Genomic DNA, 19,336 nt, shown 5'->3' on the forward strand with positions numbered 1-19,336 from the left:
GAACTCGTGGGGCGAATAGCCCACTGGGCTATTCGCAATCGTCCCACTCAAACAGCGCACGCCTTGCATCCCCGAAGCCGGCCCTGCGCGCGGCGAGCCCGAATCGCCCGCCCCACCTTGACTGGCCACGACGCTAGACTGTTGGGAATGGCAGCCACGAGGGCTGCCGCTACATTAGCGGCGGGCACGTTTTTGTAGCGCCACCCCTTGTGGGTGGCATGGTGTTCTATAGGCGCACCATTTTGGCCATCCACGATTTTGGCAGCCACAAGGGCTGCCACTACAAAGCCTGCACCTATAGCTTCAAATACCTTTGCAAAAGCGCCTTGCCGTCGATTTTGTGGTTGACGGACATGGGGAGCGCCGTAACGGTGAGGATTTCGGACGGCAGCATGTACGGCGGCAGGTGTTGTTCCAGTTGGTGCTTCCATTGCTCGGCAGGGTAGGGTGCCCATTCGGTGGCGGCGGCCAGGCTTGAGCTTGGCTCCAGTTCGACGAAGCCCAGCAGGCGTGCCACGGTTTGGTCGGCGCGGCGCAGGGCGACGCAGATTGCGGCCTTGACCTGGTCCAATGTTTGTAGCGCCCGGGAAATTTCTGCCAGCTCGATTCGATAGCCGTTCAGTTTGACTTGGTCGTCGCGTCGACCCTGACACCATAAAAGGCCGGCTTCGTCGATGCGGCCCAGATCGCCCGTGCGGAATCCGCGCTGGCCGTTGCGGTGCGTAAACAGTTTTTCGCGATTGAGTTGGGAACGGTTCAGGTAGCCGCGCATGACGTGGTCGCCGATGATGCAGATCTCGTCGTCGTCGATGACGATCTCGCAGTCGGGCTTGGGATAGCCCACAGGCAGAACGTTATGCGTGTCCAGTACCGTCTGGTCGATTTCGATCAGCGTGGTGGCGACGGTGGCCTCGGTTGGGCCGTAGGTATTGAGAATCTTGGCTTTGGGGAAGCGCTGCAGCAGGCGTTTGCATAAAGCATGAGGCAGTACTTCGCCGCAGAATAAAAAGGTGTTGAGGGAGGGCAGGGCTTCACCGGAGAAGTTCTTGTTCAGCAATTGCTGGTGCGCAAACGAGGGGGTTGAAACCCAGCAGGTGATGTGGTGCCCGGCCAGGCGATGCAAAAAGCCTGCGGCGTCTTGAATCTGTTCGCGTGAGTTCAGTATGCACGCGCCGCCACTGGCCAGGGTGTCGAACACCTCGAACATGGATAGATCGAAACTGAAGGGTGCCTGGTTCATGAAAACGGGCGCGAGCCCGAGCCGGAATCGGGATTGCATCCAGTCGCCCAGCAGACGTACGCTTTCGCGGCCGATCTGCACGCCCTTGGGTTCGCCGGTGCTGCCCGACGTAAACAGGACGTAGGCGAGGTCTTTCTCTGGCAGGGCTGCAAAGGGATGGCCGCTGTGAATGAATGTGCCGTTGACCGCGTCATAGGTCAGTGGCGCCTGGATGATGTCGGTAATTTTTTGGCGGCGTTCTGCCGGGTAGATGGTGTCGACCGGAACAAAGGGGGCGCCCAGAACCAGACAGCCGACCATGGCGACAAAAAAGTGGACTTCCTTGTGGCCCGTCAGCACGATCGGCATGTCTTTGTGGATGCCCAGGTCGCGGGCCTGGCGGCACCATAGCGTCACTTCGGCTTGCAGTTCGGCCCAGCTCAAAAGGCGGTCGCTGCCAGCTACGGCAAGCCGGTCCGCGTCGACCGTGGAGTCGGCAAATTGCATCGTGCGCAGATCTAAATGCATGGAATATACCTTTCTAAATGGGGCTGCGCCCACTGAAGACATACAAGGCCAGTGCGGCCAATACCAGGGTCAGAATGCGTCCGCCCAGATTTGCCGGCTTGCTGGCAAGCCACTGCTGCAGCGCCGGACGCTTTCGTGCACTGAGCAGTAGCCGGTTATGCGCTACCGAATAGGATCCGAACATCATGCCGCTGACGATGTAGTGCCACTGCAGGCCGTTCCAGATGCCCATGCAAAACAGGGTGGCGAAAATGCCGATGTTCTGCGCGGCGAATCGGTGCTGCGAAAAAAAGGAATTCTTGGACAGAGCCTTGTAGATCGGCATGAATACGACGTCGCGCAGCCATTCGGACAGACTGATATGCCAGCGCCGCCAAAAGTCTTGCGGATTCTTGCTGAGTATCGGGTTCTGGAAATTGACCGGTATGTTGACGCCGAACATCTTGCCTATGCCAATGGCCATATTCGAGTAACCGGCAAAATCAAAGTACAGATAGGCACTGTACAGTGTAGCGTTAAGCACAATGCCTGTGAATGAATAGTCGTGCGCCGAGACCTCGTTGAGGCCGTAGAGCCATATCAGGTGCGCCACGGCAAATTTTTGCACGATACCCAGAAGCAGTGTTTCGAAGCCTACCCGCCAATGCCCCATATTGACCTGGCCGAATCCTTTTTGGAGGTCGGCCTGGAAAGTGCGCCAGCGGTACATGGGCCCGGCCAGCAGCGTCAGGGGAAAGAACAGGTAGGTCAGATAATCCAGTGGGCGGATCGCTTCGTTTTTATGGGCGAACAGCAGCACGTCGACGGCCCTGAAGGTTACAAAAGACAGCCCCAGCATGCCCAGTAGCGTCATGGCATGAGTCTTGACCAGCAGCAGGGGCAGCATGGTCAGGACAACGGCGACACGGGTCGCAATCAGGCCGCGGCGGCAAAGCCACAGCGCAGCGGCGCAGACGATGAGCACGATAATGGCCTGCAGAGGCCGGTTCCAAAACACCAGGACTGAGGTCAGTATGCTGAAAAATGCCAGCACGTAACGCAGGCTGAGCTTGACTCGCAGTGCGAGTGGACCCAACAGCGATACGGCCAGGCTTGCCAGTAGCGCGTTGGTGAAAAACTCCAGGCTTGCAAATAATTCCATAAGGCTTAGAACTGTTGGTACTCGTATTCGACTTTCATGGGGCCGCCCAGGTCGGACGGCGCGTGCGCTTGCAGCGTGAGCACGAGAATCAGGCCCAAATACAGACAAACCAGGATCAGAAAACGTTTCATTGCGAGAAATGGTGGTCTATGCCTTCGTCCACCAGGGCCCAGCCCAGCTCGGCCAAATGCATGTCGTCGTGGAAGATGCCGGGCACGGCTTTGAGCCGGTACAGGTTGAGGCAGGACATTTCATAGCGCCGGCACATGGACATAATGCTTCTGGCCGTGGGGATGAATCGCTCGGAATCCAGAACCAATTTCGTATTCAAGGGTTGCAGCACAAAATAGGCGCGCACTTTTTTCTGCGCCAGAAATTCCATCAATTGCGATAAATCCGCAAATTCGTGAGCCGCAAGAGGATTGCCCCGGGCAAATTCCTGGTGCGTGGGATCGTCGACCAGCGACAGGTGCGATTTGTAATATTGATTGCGCACCGCATAAGGGTTGGCATTGCTCAACAACATCCCTGTGGCGCGTGCCTCGGACAGCAGTTTTTGCCAATCCGCCTGAGGCAGCTTGGCGGGCACGGGAAAGGTGGCATTGCGAGTGGCGGCGATCGCGGCAGGGGTTGGGTCGTAGGCGGCGCCGCTGGCGATGGGTTTGCCGCTCACCCACATTTGTATTTTGTCGCGGAAATTCGTGAGCTCTGCCTGTGCCAGCAGCCCCAATATGCCCCACATTTCATGGTGCCGTACCCAGTAGATCAGGTTTTTGCGTGCCGCAGGCCGTTTCCACAGCTCGGTCAGCACGGGGCCGGAGATATGCTCGGCAAAGGCGCTCGAAGGCAGCTCACCTTCGGCCGCAAACCAGGCGGGAGACAGCATGATGACCAGCTTGGTGCCGGGTGTGAAGGAGTCAGAGAGCGATTGCAGCACCCGGAAAATGCCATACGACTGGAATTTGGCATGCCCGTAGGCGAGGGTTGGAACGCCCAGTTCGGTCGGGAAAAAACGGTAGGGCTCGAAGCGCAAATCGTGGCTGGACAGCTCGGACGATCCCAGGATCACCAGTGTGCCATTGCCCAGGGCTGTGCGCATACGCTGGAAGTTGACCGATTGTTCGTTCCAGTTGTCTCCCATATTGGGCAGATAGACTCCCGCCCTGGGGTTCAGGCCGTCTGTCGCTGCGGGCTTTAACGTGCGGTCAAGATAGGGGCTGAGGCCAAGAATGAGCGCGACGGCAATGGTTAGGGCCACCAGTATCGCGAGCAGGTGCAGAAGTAGGGCGTTATGACGTATTCGCCGCCACATTTCGGTAATGCCGTTTGTCTTGCTGAGGGGATGGGGTGTAGGGTCTTAGGCGTGAGCCGCGACGTACTCGGCCATGCTTTTGGCCGTTTCCATGATCTCGGCGATTTCGGGCGCGGGAATTGCACAGGCGAACTTGTCTTCGATGGCCAGTGCAATGTCGACGGCGGCCATGGAGTCGACCAGCCCTGATTTAACCAGCGAGGCGTCGGGTGTTACGGATTTGAAGATAACCGATTCGACGATAGCCAATATCTCGGTTTCTATACTTTCGGCGACTAGCATTCGGGGCACATCCTTCGGTCAAGCCGAAAATAACGATAAAGAATAACTAGGTATTATTATCGAATAATTCTGAATTTTGGCTTAATATTATTTTGTGTAGAGTCCGAAATTTCGATGTAGTGTGTTGTTTTTCCGACAGTTTCCTGGCTTTGAAGGTTTGCCTAGCCCTGCCAATCTAGCGAAGGTACCAAGGGTGCCCGTCTGCGGTTAGGCCTTCCGGGGCGATTTTTTGCTTGGCTTTGCGGCTGCTGATTCGTCGACAGCATGTTTCATGATTGCGCTGGCTGTCCAGCGCACAATGTCTATGATTTCGTCAATGTCCAGATGCCAGATATCTTTAAGGACTAGGAATACTTCGGTTCCGTAAATCATGGAAAGTGCCCGGGTCGTTTTTAAAAACAGCCGGTCACTGACGGATTCCCGTAAGGGTGCAATGGCGTGTTTCAGCAATTCGACCCGATGGCCGCGAACTAGGGGATGCTCGTTTTTCAGCTTGCTCGCGCGCTCCTGAGCGCCTTGTTGCAGCGATATCTGAATTGCTGCGCGCAGCTGTACTTCAAATTGCTCGAGGCGCGGGTAGGCATATTTAATGAGTTCATCAATACGTGCTGCTGCATCTTTCGACGGCGACTCCCAGCTCAAGATCGGGCCTAGGCTTTCATCCACGACAGCAGCAATCAAGTCGCTTTGGGTCGGAAAGTAGCGGTATGCCGTTGCTCGCGAGACTTCTGCCGCCTCAGCCAATTCGGTGAGGGAAGGGGTAATCCCGTCCGCCATCATTTGCATGGCGGTCGTGAGCAGGACTTTGCGCATGCGCACTCGGGGCCCGCGAGTCAGCGCTTCGCTTGATTGTGGGCCGGTGTTTGAAAACGATCCCGGCCCGGTGGCCGTGGGCGGATTTTCTTTGCTCAAGGTTTTCCCTTATTTAAAGATCTTATTCTTGACATGAGACTGTAGTCTCAATAATATTCAGCCATATTATTTTAATACCTTAGATTAGAAATAAACACCCGTTAACTTATTACGCCAGGGAAAGAGCATGGGGACGAACAATGGTCGCATATACGTGGTTGGCACGTTTGATACCAAGGCCAACGAACTCGTATATTTGCGTCACCAGTTGGCAAGGCAAGGTTTGCCGGTGGCATGCATCGATTTATCAACCGATGCCAGTTCCTCGGATGCTGATATATCGGCTAAACAAATTGCGCAATATCATCCGCAGGGAGCGGACGCCGTGTTTACCGGTGATCGTGGTACGGCTATCGCTGCGATGGCGATAGCGTTTACGCAATTCCTGATTACGCAAAAGGATGTCGGGGCGGTATTGGGCCTGGGCGGCTCCGGCGGCACCGCCTTGATCACGCCCGCCATGCAAGCATTGCCGGTGGGTGTTCCAAAGTTAATGGTGTCGACCATGGCGTCGGGCAATGTAGCGCCTTACGTAGGCGCTACCGATATTTCGATGATGTATTCCGTGACAGACGTTGCGGGATTGAATCGCATATCGGCGCGCATATTGTCCAACGCCGCCGGCGCCATAGGGGGCGCCTTCAGGCAGTCCCAGGCTTATCTCGACAGCGGCGATAATCGTCCGGCCTTGGGGCTGACGATGTTTGGCGTGACGACCCCATGCATACAGCATGTGACAGCCCGCTTGGAAAAAGACTTTGACTGCCTAGTGTTCCACGCCACCGGTACGGGCGGGCAGTCAATGGAAAAACTATTGGATAACGGTTTGTTGTCGGGCTTGCTGGATTTAACCACCACTGAGGTTTGCGACTATCTGTTTGGAGGTGTGCTGGCTTGTACTGATGATCGATTCGGCGCAGTCGCTCGCACCAAAACACCGTATGTGGGCTCTTGCGGTGCGCTGGACATGGTGAATTTCGGCGCCTTCGAGACGATTTCCCAGCATTACGAGGGCCGCAGTTTCTACAAACATAATCCGCAGGTCACCCTAATGCGCACTACTGTCGAGGAAAATAAAAAAATGGGTGAATGGATAGGCGAGCGCCTGAATCGCTGCGACGGCGAAGTGCGTTTTTTATTACCACTGAAAGGCGTGTCGGCGCTGGATGCTCCGGGCCAGGCATTTCATGATCCTCAAGCTGACGCGGCGTTGTTTTCGACCCTGGAGAAAGTGGTTCGGCAAACGACTCGCCGTAAGTTGATCGCCGTACCTTTCCATATTAACGACGTGGAATTTGCGCAGATCGCGGTCGATGAATTTAAGAAAATTTCCAAAGGAATTTAATTGTGGCTGGTATCGATCGTAGCGAGTTGTTGAAAAAATTCAGAAAAATGGTTGTCGAGCAGCGCCCGATCGTGGGCGGTGGAGCCGGAACGGGTTTGTCGGCCAAATGCGAAGAGGCCGGTGGCATCGATTTGATCGTGATTTACAACTCGGGGCGCTATCGCATGGCGGGACGCGGATCTCTGGCGGGCGTTCTCGCTTATGGCAATGCCAACGAAATTGTGTTGGACATGGCTAAAGAAGTGTTGCCTGTCGTCAAGCATACGCCGGTTCTTGCTGGTGTAAATGGTACGGACCCTTTTTTGTTACTTGAGCCATTTTTGGACAATCTGAAACGCATGGGCTTTTCAGGCGTGCAAAACTTCCCGACGGTGGGCTTGATTGATGGGATGTTTCGTCAAAACCTGGAAGAAACCGGCATGGGTTACGCGCTGGAGGTCGAGATGATCGCTCAGGCCCATAACGTGGGATTGTTGACTACGCCCTATGTATTCGGCGTGGGCGATGCGGTCGCCATGACTGAAGCCGGAGCCGATATCCTGGTTGCGCATATGGGACTGACTACCGGGGGGTCGATCGGCGCCGAAACCTCCAAAACCCTGGATGACTGCGTGGCGCTTATCGACGAGTGGGCCGGGGCGGCTCGCCGGATCAGGGAAGACATTATTGTGTTGTGTCACGGCGGCCCAATTGCGAATCCGGAGGACGCGGAGTATGTGCTGAAGAAAGCCAAGTATTGTCACGGGTTCTATGGCGCCAGCAGTATGGAGCGCTTGCCTACAGAGCATGCCCTGGTGGCGCAGACAAATAAATTCAAGCAAATAGAGTTCTAACGGCGACAGGAGTCCGGCATGTCAAGCGCTCGTAATGTCTTATTTATCATGTGCGATCAGCTGCGATGGGATTATTTGTCCTGTTACGGACATCCCACGATACGCACGCCCAATATCGATGCTTTAGCCCGCAAAGGGGTTCGCTTTACGAATGCCTATATTCAATCGGCGTCCTGTGGTCCGTCGCGGATGTCCTATTACACAGGTCGCTATGTAAGCAGCCATCGCGCGTTCGGCAATTTTGTACCTCTGCCGCTCGATGAACTGACTCTGGGCGACTATTTGCGGCCTCACGGCATCCGGGTGGCCATCGACGGCAAAACCCATGTCGAGGCCCCGGATCCGAACGTGCTCTCCCGATTACGGATCGAGCCTCAATCGGAGGTCGGCCAGTTGATTTCGCAAGGAGGCTTCGAGCCTTTCGATCGGCACGACGGTGTATTGGCCGATCCGCATGATCCCGAGGCCTTGAGCAATAAATACACGAAATTTCTACTGGAAAAAGGGTACGAGTCCATCAACCCCTGGTTGGATTATGCCAACTCCGCGCTTGGGGAAGACAAGGTCGTTCTTAGTGGTTGGAACATGCGCTACGCTGATTTACCGGCACGCGTCGACGAGCAACATTCCGAGACGGCTTACACCACCGATAGGGCGATGGAGTTCATGACGGAGCAGGGCGATCGGCCTTGGTGCCTGCACTTGTCGTACATAAAGCCGCACTGGCCTTATGTTGCGCCCGATCCCTATCACCATATGTATGGTCCTGCCGATGTCGTCCCCGCGGTCAAGTCGGAAATCGAGCGGGCGGATCCTCACCCGCTTTATGCGTCGTATTTAAAGCATCGCGCCAGTGTGACTTTCAGCGATCAGGCAACGCGCGAAAAAGTGATCCCGACCTATATGGGTTTGATTACCCAGATTGACGATCATCTGGGCCGATTATTCGAGTTCATGGAAGACCATGGCCGTTTCAAGGATACCTTGATTGTATTTTGCAGCGATCACGGAGATTATCTCGGCGACCATCATCTGGGCGAAAAGGAGCTATGGCACGATACGGTGATCAAGGTGCCGCTCATTATCTATGACCCATCGGCCGCCGCCGACGCCTTGCGGGGAAAGCCGTGCGATGCCTTTGTGGAAGCCGTTGATATGGTACCCACCTTTCTGGATTTCCTTGGCATTGCCCATGCTGGCGATGTCATCGAAGGCAAGTCGGTATTACCTTTACTGCGAGGCGTCGGCGGTGCGCCCTTGCGGGAATTCATCATTAGCGAGTTTGATTATTCGTTCAGGACGTCTACCCGCAAGGAGTTGAACCGGCCTGTCAAGAATTGCCGCACTCTAGTCCTGCGCGACCGGGAGTGGAAGTTCGTTTTTTGCGAGGGCATGCGGCCGCTCTTGTTTGATCTGCAAGCCGACCCTCATGAGTTCTGTGATCTTGGGGGTGATAGCCGGTATGAAGCCATCGTTGAACGGTATTCGCAGGAGGTCGCAGTGTGGCTTAGCCTGCGTAAAACAAAAACCACCGCGTCCGATGAATACGTCGAGAATTGGCTTGGCTTGAAGCGATTCCAGGGAATGAAGATAGGCGAGTGGTAGACGCATTTCAGTTTTCAAAATTTCAGTTTTAAAAGTATATATTTTGATTGGAGACAACATGTTTGATTTTAAAAAAACCTTGAAGCCGATGCTCTTCATAATTGGGGCTGCGCTGATTGCCCATGGCGGCAGCGCCTGGGCGCAGGAAGCGAAAAAAATTCGTATTGGTTGGCAAAAAGGGGTGTTCAATGAAGCCGTGATCAAGGCTCAGGGTGATCTGGCCAAATCCCTTAAAGCAAAGGGTATCGATGTCGAGTGGGCCGAATTCCAGGTTGGCCCTCCGATGATGGAAGCCCTTAATGTGGGAAGCCTCGATGTAGCGGCAGCGGCCAATACGCCACCAGTGTTCGCTCAGGTTGCCGGTGCCGATTTTGTGTACATAGCGTCGGAAGCCCCCACGCCGGGCGATCAGCAGATATTGGTTCAAAAAGACTCGCCCATTAAATCCGCCAAGGATCTGGTCGGCAAGAAGGTAGCCATTCCAAAAGGATCCATGGCGCACTACATGGTGATCAAGTACATGGAAAGCAATGGGCTGAAGTTCAGCGATATCACGCCGGTGTATTTAAGCCCAGCCGACGGACGGGCCGCCCTGGAAGGTGGAGCGGTAGCGGCATGGGCGGCTTTTGATCCCTTGATGGCCGGCGCCCAGGCCACGGGCCGTGTGCGAGTGCTTGCCGATGGATTCCAGGTCAAGGTCAATAACCGGCAAATGTATTACGCCCGGCGAGATTTTGCCAACAAGAATCCGCAACTGGTCAAAGACCTGTTGGCGGAAATACGTAAAACGTCTCAATACACGTACAACAATACCAAAGAAGTCGCGCAAAAATATGCGGGTTTTATCGGCCTGGATGCCAAGACCTTTGAGGTGGTGCTGGAGAGAAATAAAGTCAACGACATTATTTCGCCGCTCAATGATGAAATCATCGCTGAACAGCAAACACTTGCCGATGCCTTTTATCGTTTGAAAATCATCCCCAAAAATGTGAATGTCAACGAGGCTGTATGGAAGCCGGCCGAGTGACTGCATGCAAGGCATTTAGAATGAGGCGCGGCATATGAAAAATGGGAAATTCCACGGCCATGTCCTGCCTTGGGTGCTGCCGGTTTTTATCGTCATTGTCTGGCAGGCCGCGTCCCAAAGCGGGTTTTTGCCAAATCGGATTTTGCCGTCCCCAAGCTCGGTGGTACGCGCCGCCTGGGCGTTGACGGTCAGTGGTGAGCTATGGATCAACCTGGCGGCCAGCTTCCGGCGGGCTTTCGTCGGCTTTATTATCGGCGGCAGCATCGGATTCGGCCTGGGGCTGCTGACCGGCGTTTCACGTTTCTCGGAACAGTTTCTGGACTCCACGATCCAGATGATCCGTAACATCCCTCACCTTGCCCTGATTCCGCTGGTCATTATCTGGTTTGGCATAGGCGAGGAAGGCAAGCTTTTTCTGGTGGCCCTGGGTGTCATGTTCCCCATTTACATCAATACTTATCACGGGATCCGTTCCGTCGATAAAGGCTTGATTGAAATGGGCCGGGTCTATGGTTTGTCCAAATGGGAGCTTTTCAGAGACATTATGCTGCCCGGCGCCATGTCTTCCATCCTGGTGGGAGTGCGTTTCGCTCTGGGCTTCATGTGGCTGACACTGATCGTTGCCGAAACGATTGCGGCCAACTCGGGGATCGGCAAGATGGCGATGGATGCGCGCGAATTCATGCAGACCGATATCGTGGTGGTTGCCATTCTGTTATACGCCGTGCTGGGCAAGCTGGCCGATGTCTTGGCGCGCATTCTGGAGCGCAGATGGTTGCGTTGGAGCAGGGAGGCCGGGCAATGACTATTAATAACGATAATAATATGGAGCGGGGATCGTCCAAGACGACAGGGGCAAGGCGCGGCCTGGAGGTGGTTGTCACTGATGCGACCAAACGCTTTGGCGAGAAAGCAGTTTTGCACTCTTTGAGCCTCTCAGTACGGCCTGGCGAGTTTTTGGCCATTGTGGGGCGCAGTGGCTGTGGCAAAAGCACTTTGCTGCGGTTGGTAGGGGGGCTGGATGCGATTTCATCCGGCGAACTTACGATTAACGGCTTGCGGGTGAAGGGCGTCAACGACGAAACCCGCATCATGTTCCAGGAGCATCGTTTGCTGCCCTGGAAAACAGTTCTTCAGAATGTCGGCCTTGGCATGAAAGGCGACTGGAGCACGGTGGCTCTGGATGCTTTGGCGCAGGTCGGCCTCAAAGACAAGGCTGACAACTGGCCTTCCATGTTGTCGGGCGGCCAGCGGCAGCGCGTTGCACTGGCTCGAGCGCTGGTTCACAAGCCTCGGTTATTGCTGTTGGACGAACCGCTCGGCGCACTGGATGCCCTGACGCGCATCGAGATGCAACTGCTTATCGAGACCTTGTGGAAGGCCAATGATTTCACCGTGATCCTGATTACTCATGATGTCGACGAGGCCGTTGCCCTGGCCGACAGGGTGGTGTTGATCGAAGAGGGCCGGATCGGGATGGACGAACGCGTCGAGTTGTCCCGTCCGCGACAACGGGGTTCTGCCGGATTTGGGGAATTGGCCGAGCTGGTGCTTAATCGAGTCTTGAAAAAATAGGTGCTTTGCCTGATGAATAAGAAGAGGAATTCGATACGCGAGGTGGTGTTTAAACATCCCCTTCCTTGATCAGGTGCTTGGCGATAATGATCTGCTGTATTTGCGACGTGCCTTCGTACAGGCGGAACAGGCGCACGTCGCGGTAAAAGCGTTCGATGCCGTATTCTGCAACATAGCCTGCGCCTCCGAAGATCTGCACGGCGCGATCGGCGACGCGGCAGCACATTTCGGTGGAGAAGTATTTGGCGCAGGAGGCCAGGGCCGAAACGTTTTCACCCTCGTCACGGCGGCGCGCGGCATCTTGCACCATGCATTGGGCCGCGTAGATTTCGGTTTTGCTGTCGGCCAGCATGCCCTGGATCAATTGGAATTCGGCAATCGCGTGGCCGAACTGCTTGCGCTGGATCGCGTAGTGCAAGGCGTCTCGCAGCATGCGTTTGGCGCAGCCGATGGCAACGGCCGAGATGTGCAGGCGTCCTTTGTCCAGTACTTTCATGGCCGTCTTGAAGCCGACGCCTTCCTTGCCGCCGATGAGATTGGCCGCCGGGACCCGGCAATTCTCAAAAATCACATCGCAGGTATGGGCGCCTTTCTGGCCCATTTTCTTGTCGATTTTGCCTAGCGACAAGCCTGGCGTGCCGGCCTCTACGATAAAGGCGGAAATGGCAGAGGCGCCCTTCGCGGTTCGGGAGGTACGGGCCATAACGGTGAAAATGCCGGCGTGGGGTGCGTTGGTAATAAAACGTTTGGTGCCGTTGATGACATACATGTCGCCGTCTTTGTCGGCGGTGGTTTTGAGCGAGGCGGCGTCCGACCCGGCTTCCGGCTCGGTCAGGGCAAAGGAGCCGATCAGGTCGCCCGAGGCGAGCCTGGGCAGATAGCGCTGCTTTTGCTCCGCCGTGCCGTCGATCACCAGGCCTTGCGAGCCTATGCCGTTATTGGTGCCGATCAGTGAACGAAACGCGGGGGAAGTCTGCCCCAGTTCCATGGCGATCCGGACTTCTTCCTCCATGGTAATGCCCAGGCCTCCATACTCTTCGGGCAGCGACAGGCCGAACAAGCCCAGGTCTTTCATTTGTTGCGCGATGTGTGGTGGGATCTGGTCTGTTTGGGCGACCTGGTCTTCAATGGGTACCAGCACTTCGCGTACAAAGCGGCGAACGCTGTCTTCCAGCAAGGTCTGAGTTTCGGGATCGCGAATCATGGGAGGTTCCGGTGCGGTTCAGGTGTTCGATATTTCGTTTTGGGATAGTTGGATTGTATGGCTGGGTGAGCGATGTTTATTTCTCGGGAATGTGAAAATGGCACCCACAAGGGGTGCCGCTACATGATTTACGGATAGGTTTTGTAGGGGCACCCCTTGTGGGTGCCATCACCACCACCACCACCGACTCAATCCACCACCATCGCCGGCTCATCCGTCCTCGGCGGCGCGTCGCCCAGGTATTCGTCTTTAATGAACATGCCCAGCAAAAAGGAAACGAATGCGATGGCGGCACTGATGCTGAATATTTGCCGGAAGGCATTTTCTACCGTGCCGGCCAGCTGCATTTTGACCATGGCGTTCACATGCACCGTGGCGTCGCCCATCATGGCCTTGATGATTTCGCCGCCTGAAAATGAGGCGGCCGACGCGGGCGCATCAGCCTGCAGGGCAGCCAGCAGCAAGGCCATCAGTACGGCAATGCCTATGGCCGCGCCCAGCGACCGGCAGAAAGCCGCCACCGCCGTGGCGATGCCCACGTAGCGATACTCAACGGTATTTTGCACGGCCACCGTGGACGTCGGCAACTGAATCCCTATCCCCAGCCCAATCGCCCCCATGCAGAAGATGCCCGGCAGGATGCCATGCGGGTCGACAAAGGCCAGGGCCAGCACGCCGATAGGCACGATCAGCGCGCCGACGAGCTGGATTTTTTTGTAATGCCCCGAACGTGTCATCAGCTTGCCGCCGATGAAGGCGCCCACGGGAATTCCCAGGCTCAGCGGCACCAGTTGTAGCGCCGAGCCGTCGGCGCCGACCGTGGTCAGCATTTGCAGCCTTAAGGGGATAAGGACGGACAGCGAAACGACTTGTATAAACGCGATGAACAAAATGGTGCAGGAAATCGCCACGGTCCGGTTGTTGAACATGCCCAGCGGAACGATCGGCTCTTCGGCGCGCTGCTCTTGCCAGTAGAAGGCCGCCATGGCAACCAGCGTGGCGCCGAACAGGCGCAGGTTGCCGGCGTCGACCCATGAGGCGCCCTGGCCGACCCGCGTGATGCCGATCAGCAAGGTCGCCAGGCCGATTATCATCAGTATTGCGCCAGGGTAGTCGATGGGTCGTTTCACCTTGGGCACGGGCAGGCGCGTGAGCGCCCGGCGTGAAATGAACAGCGCCACCAGCCCCAGCGGGAGGTTGATCCAGAACACCCAGCGCCACGATAAGTAGGTGGTGAGAAGCCCGCCGGCCAACGGCCCCGATACGCTGGCTACCGCGAACGCGCCGCTGATATAGCCCTGGTAGCGTCCACGATCACGGGGGGAGACCACGTCCGCAATAATGGCTTGTGCGACCGAAATCAGGCCGCCGCCTCCCAAGCCCTGCAAAATGCGGGCGCCCACGAGAAACGGCATGGATGGCGCCAGGGCCGAGGCGATGGAGGTCACCAGGAAGATGGTGATGGCCGTCGACAGCATGACGCGCCGCCCGTACAGATCACCCAGCTTGCCATAAATGGGGGTGGCCACGGCGACCGCAATCAAGTAGCCGGACACCACCCAGGCCAGCAGATCCACGCCTTGCAGATCGGCGGCCATCATCGGCAGCGACACCGACACAATGGTCTGGTCCAAGGCGCCCAGCACAATCGCCAGCATCAGTCCGATGATGACGGAACGGACTTCGGCGTGCGACAGGGTGGAATATAAGGGGGCGGGGTGGGTATCAGACATGCCGGGTATTTTAATCAGATTGGAGCCGCGCCCACAGAATTGCGCGTTACGATGCATGTTCCGACTTTAATGGGGCGCTGAAATCATCATGCAAAATGGACACCTCGAACGGCCCTCGCGGGCTTTTGCTGTCGTCGCCGGCGGCGGGACCATGGGCGCCGACGTGGCGGTGGTATTGCTGCGTGCCCATTGCCCGACGCTGGTGCTTGAGCCCAACCGCGAATCGCACGAGGCCATGGCCGAACGAATCGGGCTTAATCTTCAAGCCATCGGTAAATCCGAAAACCGGGCTCTTTTGCAGATAGAAAGCTCCATCGACAGCGTCAAGTGGGCGGACGTGGATCTGGTGATCGAATGCGTGCCCGAAGTGTTGGAGGTCAAGCGCACGCTTTTTAAAACATTGGTCGATCGGGCGCCCGCCCAGGCAATTTTGGCCAGCAACAGCTCCAGCTTTCCGATCAGCCGGATCGCGCAAGATTTACCGACGCGCGAGCGCATGCTGGGTCTGCACTTTTTTATGCCCGCCCATATTGTGCCCTTGGTGGAAGTCGTCATGGGGCCCGATACCGATAAGGGCAGGGCTGATGCGCTGGCCGCCTTTATGCGCCGTTGCGGCTCGGTTCCTATCCTGGTCAGAAAAGATATTCCCGGGTTTATTGCCAATCGTTTGCAACACGCGCTGGGTCGCGAGGCGTTTTCCTTGATCCAGGAAGGCATCGCCACGCCTGAGGATATCGACGCCGCGGTGCGTTTTGGTTTCGGCTTTCGCTATCTGGCGGCTGGCCCCATTATGCAAAAAGAGCATGCCGGGCTGGATGTGCACGCGGCGGCGGCCGCCACGATTTATCCGACGTTGTCGAATATTTCTGCCCCCCCACCCGTTTTGGCCGATAAACCCAAAAAAGGCACGCTGGGAATGAAGTCGGGCGAGGGGTTTTATAAATGGTCGGATGAAAGCATGCGAGCCGAGCGGGCGCGTTATGAGCGCGCGTTGCGAGCGAGCCTGAAAGTGCTGGCCGAAGACTTGCCCAAAATAGAGCCGTAGAAATCAGGCGCCCGCTTTTGACTGCATAGGCATTCAGTTGTCTGGTGTTTCTTGGTCCGCCAGCAGTACCAGCACAGCGTCGCGTTTTTCCAGCAGGTGCTGGCGCAGTATCGCGGCCAGGCGCTTGCCGTCGCGGGCTTCAAGCGCCTTGAGCATTTCTTCGTGTTCCTCGACGGCCTTGTCCCATTTTGCGGTGTGCAGGTTGGAGCGAAAGCGCAATGACTGCAAACGCCGGTTGACCGACGTATAAATTTGCCGCAGCGCCGAGTTGCCCGCAGCCTCGTTGATCCGATCGTGAATTTCCTGGTTCTTGCTGTAGTAGCCCGACAGGTCTTTCTGCGCGTGGCAGGCGAGCATGGCGTAGTGCAGCGCCTTGATCTGGGCAAGCTCCACCGCGGTGATGCGCTCGCAGGCCAGTTCTCCCGAAAAGGCTTCCAGGCCGCTCATCAGCTCGAAGGTTTCCCCGATTTCCGCTTCCGACATGCGCGACACTGTAGCCCCGCGGTTCGGAACGATGTCGATCAGCCCCTCCGCGGCCAGCACCTTGAGCGCTTCGCGCAAAGGGGTGCGGGAGATTCCCAGGGTTTCGCAGAGTTCGCGCTCGTTGAGCCGGGTCCCGGGTGTCAACACCCCTTCGACGATGAAGTTGCGCAATTGCTCGACCACCGTGTCATGCAGTCTCAACCGCAGCACTTTGGACAGCACAGGAGCCAAGACTTGATCGACCTTGGTATTTAAATTTTGCATGCAAAATGACAGATAGATGATGTGGGGCGATTTTACTTCATGTTGCGAGGCGCAGACAAAGCAGGGTAAACGCTATGTGGGCGATGAAATTTTTGCTTTTCTGGTCAGATTTTCTTTGGTATAGTATTTTGCATTCAAAATGCAAAAAGGAAATCGCATGATCAAACTTGACTTCCACCCTGCGGGTCGTCATTTTTTGCAGATCCCGGGGCCGAGCCCTGTGCCAGATCGCATATTGCGGGCAATCAGTTACCCCACGATCGACCACCGCGGTCCGGAGTTCGGGGCGTTGGGGCTCAAGGTATTGGCCGGCATCAAGAAGGTTTTTAAAACCCAGCATCCAGTCATCATTTATCCTTCATCGGGCACGGGTGCCTGGGAGGCGGCGCTATCCAATACGCTGAGCTCAGGCGACATCGTCCTGATGTATGAAACCGGGCATTTCGCCACCTTGTGGAAAAAAATGGCGGAGAAGCTGGGGCTCAAGCCCGAGTTTCTGGGCTCGCCCGGCAGCGACGGTTGGCGCCATGCGGTGTCGGCGCAAAGAATTGAAGAACGTCTGCGGGCCGATTCCGGCCACGCCATTAAAGCCGTCTGCGTCGTACACAACGAAACATCGACCGGGGTGACATCCAATATTGCCGCGGTGCGTCGCGCCATCGACGCGGCGAACCATCCGGCTCTCTTGCTGGTCGACACCATTTCCGGCCTGGCTTCGATTGATTACCGCCATGACGAGTGGGGCGTGGATGTGACGGTTTCAGGCTCTCAAAAAGGCTTGATGCTGCCCCCGGGCATTGGCTTGAATGCCGTGTCGCCCAAGGCCATCGAAGCCAGCAAAACCGCCGGACTGCGGCGCAGTTTCTGGGACTGGACTGAAATCATCGAGATGAACAAGACGGGCTATTGGCCTTACACGCCCAATACCAATTTGCTGTATGGCCTGTCCGAGGCGCTCGACATGATTCTGGACGAAGGCCTGGAGAACGTTTTCGCAAGGCATCAGCGCCTGGCTCATGCGTGTCGCGAGGCGGTGCGCGCCTGGGGCCTGGAAATTCAATGTGCCGATACCGACGCCTACAGCCCGGTGCTGACGGGCGTGATGACGCCCGAAAACATGGATGCAGACGTCGTGCGAAAAACGGTGTACGAGCGCTTCAATATGTCGCTTGGCACGGGTTTGGGCAAGGTCAAGGGCCGCATGTTTCGTATTGGCCACCTTGGCGACTGCAACGATCTGACGCTGATGGCGGCGCTCGCCGGTTGTGAGATGGGGTTGCGGCTCTCGGGCGTGCGGCTGGCGGCCAGCGGCGTGACGGCGGCTATGGATTACCTGGTTTCTCCTGCCGGATCGTCGGCGCTCAAGGCGGTGGCTTAGAGCATTGGCGAATCCAATGAATGCACTGGCGACCGTCCCGTAGAAGCAGGCACCAGAGGGAAGTTAACGCACAGCAGCGATGCTGCCACTGAAAATATAACGGAGACAATCCATCATGAGACGCTTTCGCTTTCGCGCGACAAGTACTATTTTGCTTTTGCTGTGCCTGATGTATTTTTTTACGTACCTCGATCGGGTCAATGTCAGTATCGCAGCTGTCGGGTTTTCCAAGGATTTTGGCCTGAACAAGACGGAAGTCGGCCTGGTTTTTTCAGCCTTTGCGTATCCCTACTTGTTGTTTCAGGTGATCGGCGGCTGGGTCAGCGACCGTTTCGGCGCGGGTAGAACGCTGATTGCCTGCGGCCTGGTTTGGGGCGTTGCGACGGTGCTGACCGGCATGGCGGGAGGGTTGACGTCCATGCTGATCGCCCGAGTGCTTTTGGGATTCGGTGAAGGCGCCACCTTCCCCAGTGCCACGTCGGTGATGTCGCATTGGGTGCCTAAGGAGAAGCGTGGCTTTGCCCAAGGCATTACGCACTCGGCGTCGCGCATCGGCAATGCGGTGGCGCCTCTGATCGTGGTGGCCATTATGGCCAGCTATGGCTGGCGCGCTTCGTTTTATGTCGTCGGCGCCCTTAGCCTGATGTGGGTGGCACTGTGGGCGTTTTCCTACACAGAGCACCCGAAAGATCACCCGCGCATCACGCAACAAGAGCTCGATTCACTGCCCACTCCACCCAAGAAGCGGGCCATCAAAGTAGCCTGGAAGCATCTGTTCAAACGCATGGCGCCGGTGACCATCGTCTATTTTTGCTACGGCTGGACGCTGTGGCTATTCCTTAGCTGGATCCCGCAATACTTCCTGCACAACTATGACCTGAATTTAAAGAAATCGGCCATCTTCGCTTCCAGCGTTTTCTTGGCCGGAGTCATTGGCGACACGCTGGGCGGCGTGGTTACCGATAAAATCTATAAGCGCACCGGAAGCCTGAAGTATGCGCGAAGCTGGATGGTGTCGACATGCATGCTGCTGGCGTTGTTCTCGCTGGTGCCGCTGCTGTTCACACATCATCTCGTCGTATCGGCCATGAGCCTGTCGGCGGGATTTTTCTTTGCAGAGATGACAATAGGGCCGATGTGGGCGATCCCGATGGACATTGCTCCGCAACATGCGGGAACCGCCAGCGGGATGATGAACACGGGCTCGGCGCTGGCGGCTATTCTCAGCCCTGTCGTGGGCGGCTTTCTTATCGACCGTTTCGGCAACTGGGACCTGCCCTTCGTTGGCAGTATGATTTTAATGGCGGTAGGTGTTGTCCTGGCATTTCGCATGCAGCCCGAAAGCAAGTTCGACGCCAGTACCGGTTTGCCACCAGTCCCGTTGTCGGCCGAACCGGGCAAGGCGCCTCTGTGAGAGTCTATAGTCCGGTTGGACCTGGTTCACGATAAG

18 protein-coding genes are annotated in these 19,336 nt (G+C 56.5%); 9 read left to right on the forward strand and 9 right to left on the reverse strand.

What is annotated here, in order from left to right; translation table 11 throughout:
• Nucleotides 1-295 precede the first annotated feature (295 nt).
• The 6 genes from EDC26_RS14735 to EDC26_RS14755 form a co-directional block, all read right to left on the reverse strand.
• Nucleotides 296-1,747: a D-alanine--poly(phosphoribitol) ligase gene (locus EDC26_RS14735; RefSeq protein WP_132583976.1), complete on the reverse strand. Its 1,452-nt coding sequence runs from the start codon at nucleotides 1,745-1,747 to the stop codon at nucleotides 296-298.
• A gap of 13 nt (nucleotides 1,748-1,760) precedes the next feature.
• A complete protein-coding gene (locus EDC26_RS14740) occupies nucleotides 1,761-2,888 on the reverse strand; it encodes an MBOAT family O-acyltransferase (protein WP_132583978.1) in 1,128 nt (375 codons plus the stop codon).
• Between the two features lie 5 nt (nucleotides 2,889-2,893).
• Entirely contained in the window at nucleotides 2,894-3,019 is a 126-nt protein-coding gene (locus EDC26_RS20480; protein WP_279432684.1) for a hypothetical protein, read from the reverse strand.
• On the reverse strand, nucleotides 3,016-4,146 hold the full coding sequence (locus tag EDC26_RS14745) for a D-alanyl-lipoteichoic acid biosynthesis protein DltD (protein ID WP_165931041.1): 1,131 nt from the start codon (nucleotides 4,144-4,146) through the stop codon (nucleotides 3,016-3,018). Before EDC26_RS14745 ends, EDC26_RS20480 begins: the two co-directional genes overlap by 4 nt.
• Nucleotides 4,147-4,245: 99 nt before the next feature.
• Complete coding sequence (locus EDC26_RS14750) at nucleotides 4,246-4,482, reverse strand: acyl carrier protein (protein WP_132583981.1); 237 nt, start codon at nucleotides 4,480-4,482, stop codon at nucleotides 4,246-4,248.
• Nucleotides 4,483-4,689: 207 nt separating this feature from the next.
• Complete coding sequence (locus tag EDC26_RS14755) at nucleotides 4,690-5,295, reverse strand: TetR/AcrR family transcriptional regulator (RefSeq protein WP_132583983.1); 606 nt, start codon at nucleotides 5,293-5,295, stop codon at nucleotides 4,690-4,692.
• Between the two features lie 226 nt (nucleotides 5,296-5,521).
• On the opposite strand from EDC26_RS14755, the gene EDC26_RS14760 reads away from it, so the two are divergent.
• Genes EDC26_RS14760 through EDC26_RS14785 form a run of 6 tightly spaced genes read left to right on the forward strand, consistent with a single transcriptional unit; the run spans nucleotide 5,522 to nucleotide 11,779 of the window.
• A complete protein-coding gene (locus EDC26_RS14760) occupies nucleotides 5,522-6,739 on the forward strand; it encodes a Tm-1-like ATP-binding domain-containing protein (protein ID WP_132583985.1) in 1,218 nt (405 codons plus the stop codon).
• A 2-nt stretch (nucleotides 6,740-6,741) separates the two neighbouring features.
• Nucleotides 6,742-7,572, forward strand: a complete 831-nt coding sequence (locus EDC26_RS14765; protein ID WP_132583987.1) for a phosphoenolpyruvate hydrolase family protein — start codon at nucleotides 6,742-6,744, stop codon at nucleotides 7,570-7,572.
• Between the two features lie 18 nt (nucleotides 7,573-7,590).
• Nucleotides 7,591-9,177: an alkaline phosphatase family protein gene (locus EDC26_RS14770; protein WP_132583989.1), complete on the forward strand. Its 1,587-nt coding sequence runs from the start codon at nucleotides 7,591-7,593 to the stop codon at nucleotides 9,175-9,177.
• A 58-nt stretch (nucleotides 9,178-9,235) separates the two neighbouring features.
• Entirely contained in the window at nucleotides 9,236-10,204 is a 969-nt protein-coding gene (locus EDC26_RS14775; RefSeq protein ID WP_132583991.1) for an aliphatic sulfonate ABC transporter substrate-binding protein, read from the forward strand.
• Nucleotides 10,205-10,238: 34 nt separating this feature from the next.
• Entirely contained in the window at nucleotides 10,239-11,009 is a 771-nt protein-coding gene (gene ssuC / locus EDC26_RS14780; protein WP_132583993.1) for an aliphatic sulfonate ABC transporter permease SsuC, read from the forward strand.
• A gap of 20 nt (nucleotides 11,010-11,029) precedes the next feature.
• A complete protein-coding gene (locus EDC26_RS14785) occupies nucleotides 11,030-11,779 on the forward strand; it encodes an ATP-binding cassette domain-containing protein (protein ID WP_132584162.1) in 750 nt (249 codons plus the stop codon).
• A 49-nt stretch (nucleotides 11,780-11,828) separates the two neighbouring features.
• Here the strand turns inward: EDC26_RS14785 and EDC26_RS14790 are convergent, their stop codons facing one another.
• Both EDC26_RS14790 and EDC26_RS14795 read right to left on the reverse strand, forming a co-directional pair.
• Nucleotides 11,829-12,983 carry an acyl-CoA dehydrogenase family protein gene (locus EDC26_RS14790; protein WP_132583995.1) on the reverse strand — a complete coding sequence of 385 codons (1,155 nt, stop codon included), beginning with the start codon at nucleotides 12,981-12,983 and terminating at the stop codon, nucleotides 11,829-11,831.
• Between the two features lie 188 nt (nucleotides 12,984-13,171).
• Nucleotides 13,172-14,716 (reverse strand): MDR family MFS transporter, encoded by a 1,545-nt coding sequence (locus EDC26_RS14795; protein WP_132583997.1) that lies wholly within the window; start codon nucleotides 14,714-14,716, stop codon nucleotides 13,172-13,174.
• A gap of 88 nt (nucleotides 14,717-14,804) precedes the next feature.
• On the opposite strand from EDC26_RS14795, the gene EDC26_RS14800 reads away from it, so the two are divergent.
• On the forward strand, nucleotides 14,805-15,761 hold the full coding sequence (locus EDC26_RS14800) for a 3-hydroxyacyl-CoA dehydrogenase family protein (RefSeq protein WP_132583999.1): 957 nt from the start codon (nucleotides 14,805-14,807) through the stop codon (nucleotides 15,759-15,761).
• A 33-nt stretch (nucleotides 15,762-15,794) separates the two neighbouring features.
• Here the strand turns inward: EDC26_RS14800 and EDC26_RS14805 are convergent, their stop codons facing one another.
• Nucleotides 15,795-16,508 carry a GntR family transcriptional regulator gene (locus tag EDC26_RS14805; RefSeq protein ID WP_132584001.1) on the reverse strand — a complete coding sequence of 238 codons (714 nt, stop codon included), beginning with the start codon at nucleotides 16,506-16,508 and terminating at the stop codon, nucleotides 15,795-15,797.
• A 157-nt stretch (nucleotides 16,509-16,665) separates the two neighbouring features.
• Here EDC26_RS14805 and EDC26_RS14810 point away from each other — a divergent pair, with 157 nt between their 5' ends.
• On the forward strand, nucleotides 16,666-17,886 hold the full coding sequence (locus EDC26_RS14810) for a pyridoxal-phosphate-dependent aminotransferase family protein (RefSeq protein WP_132584003.1): 1,221 nt from the start codon (nucleotides 16,666-16,668) through the stop codon (nucleotides 17,884-17,886).
• Nucleotides 17,887-18,001: 115 nt separating this feature from the next.
• The gene (locus EDC26_RS14815; protein ID WP_132584005.1) at nucleotides 18,002-19,300 is read left to right on the forward strand and encodes an MFS transporter; all 1,299 of its coding nucleotides are present in this window, start codon (nucleotides 18,002-18,004) and stop codon (nucleotides 19,298-19,300) included.
• The last annotated feature ends 36 nt before the right edge of the window (nucleotides 19,301-19,336 follow it).

This window comes from Paralcaligenes ureilyticus (assembly GCF_004346225.1).
GTDB lineage: Bacteria > Pseudomonadota > Gammaproteobacteria > Burkholderiales > Burkholderiaceae_B > Paralcaligenes > Paralcaligenes ureilyticus.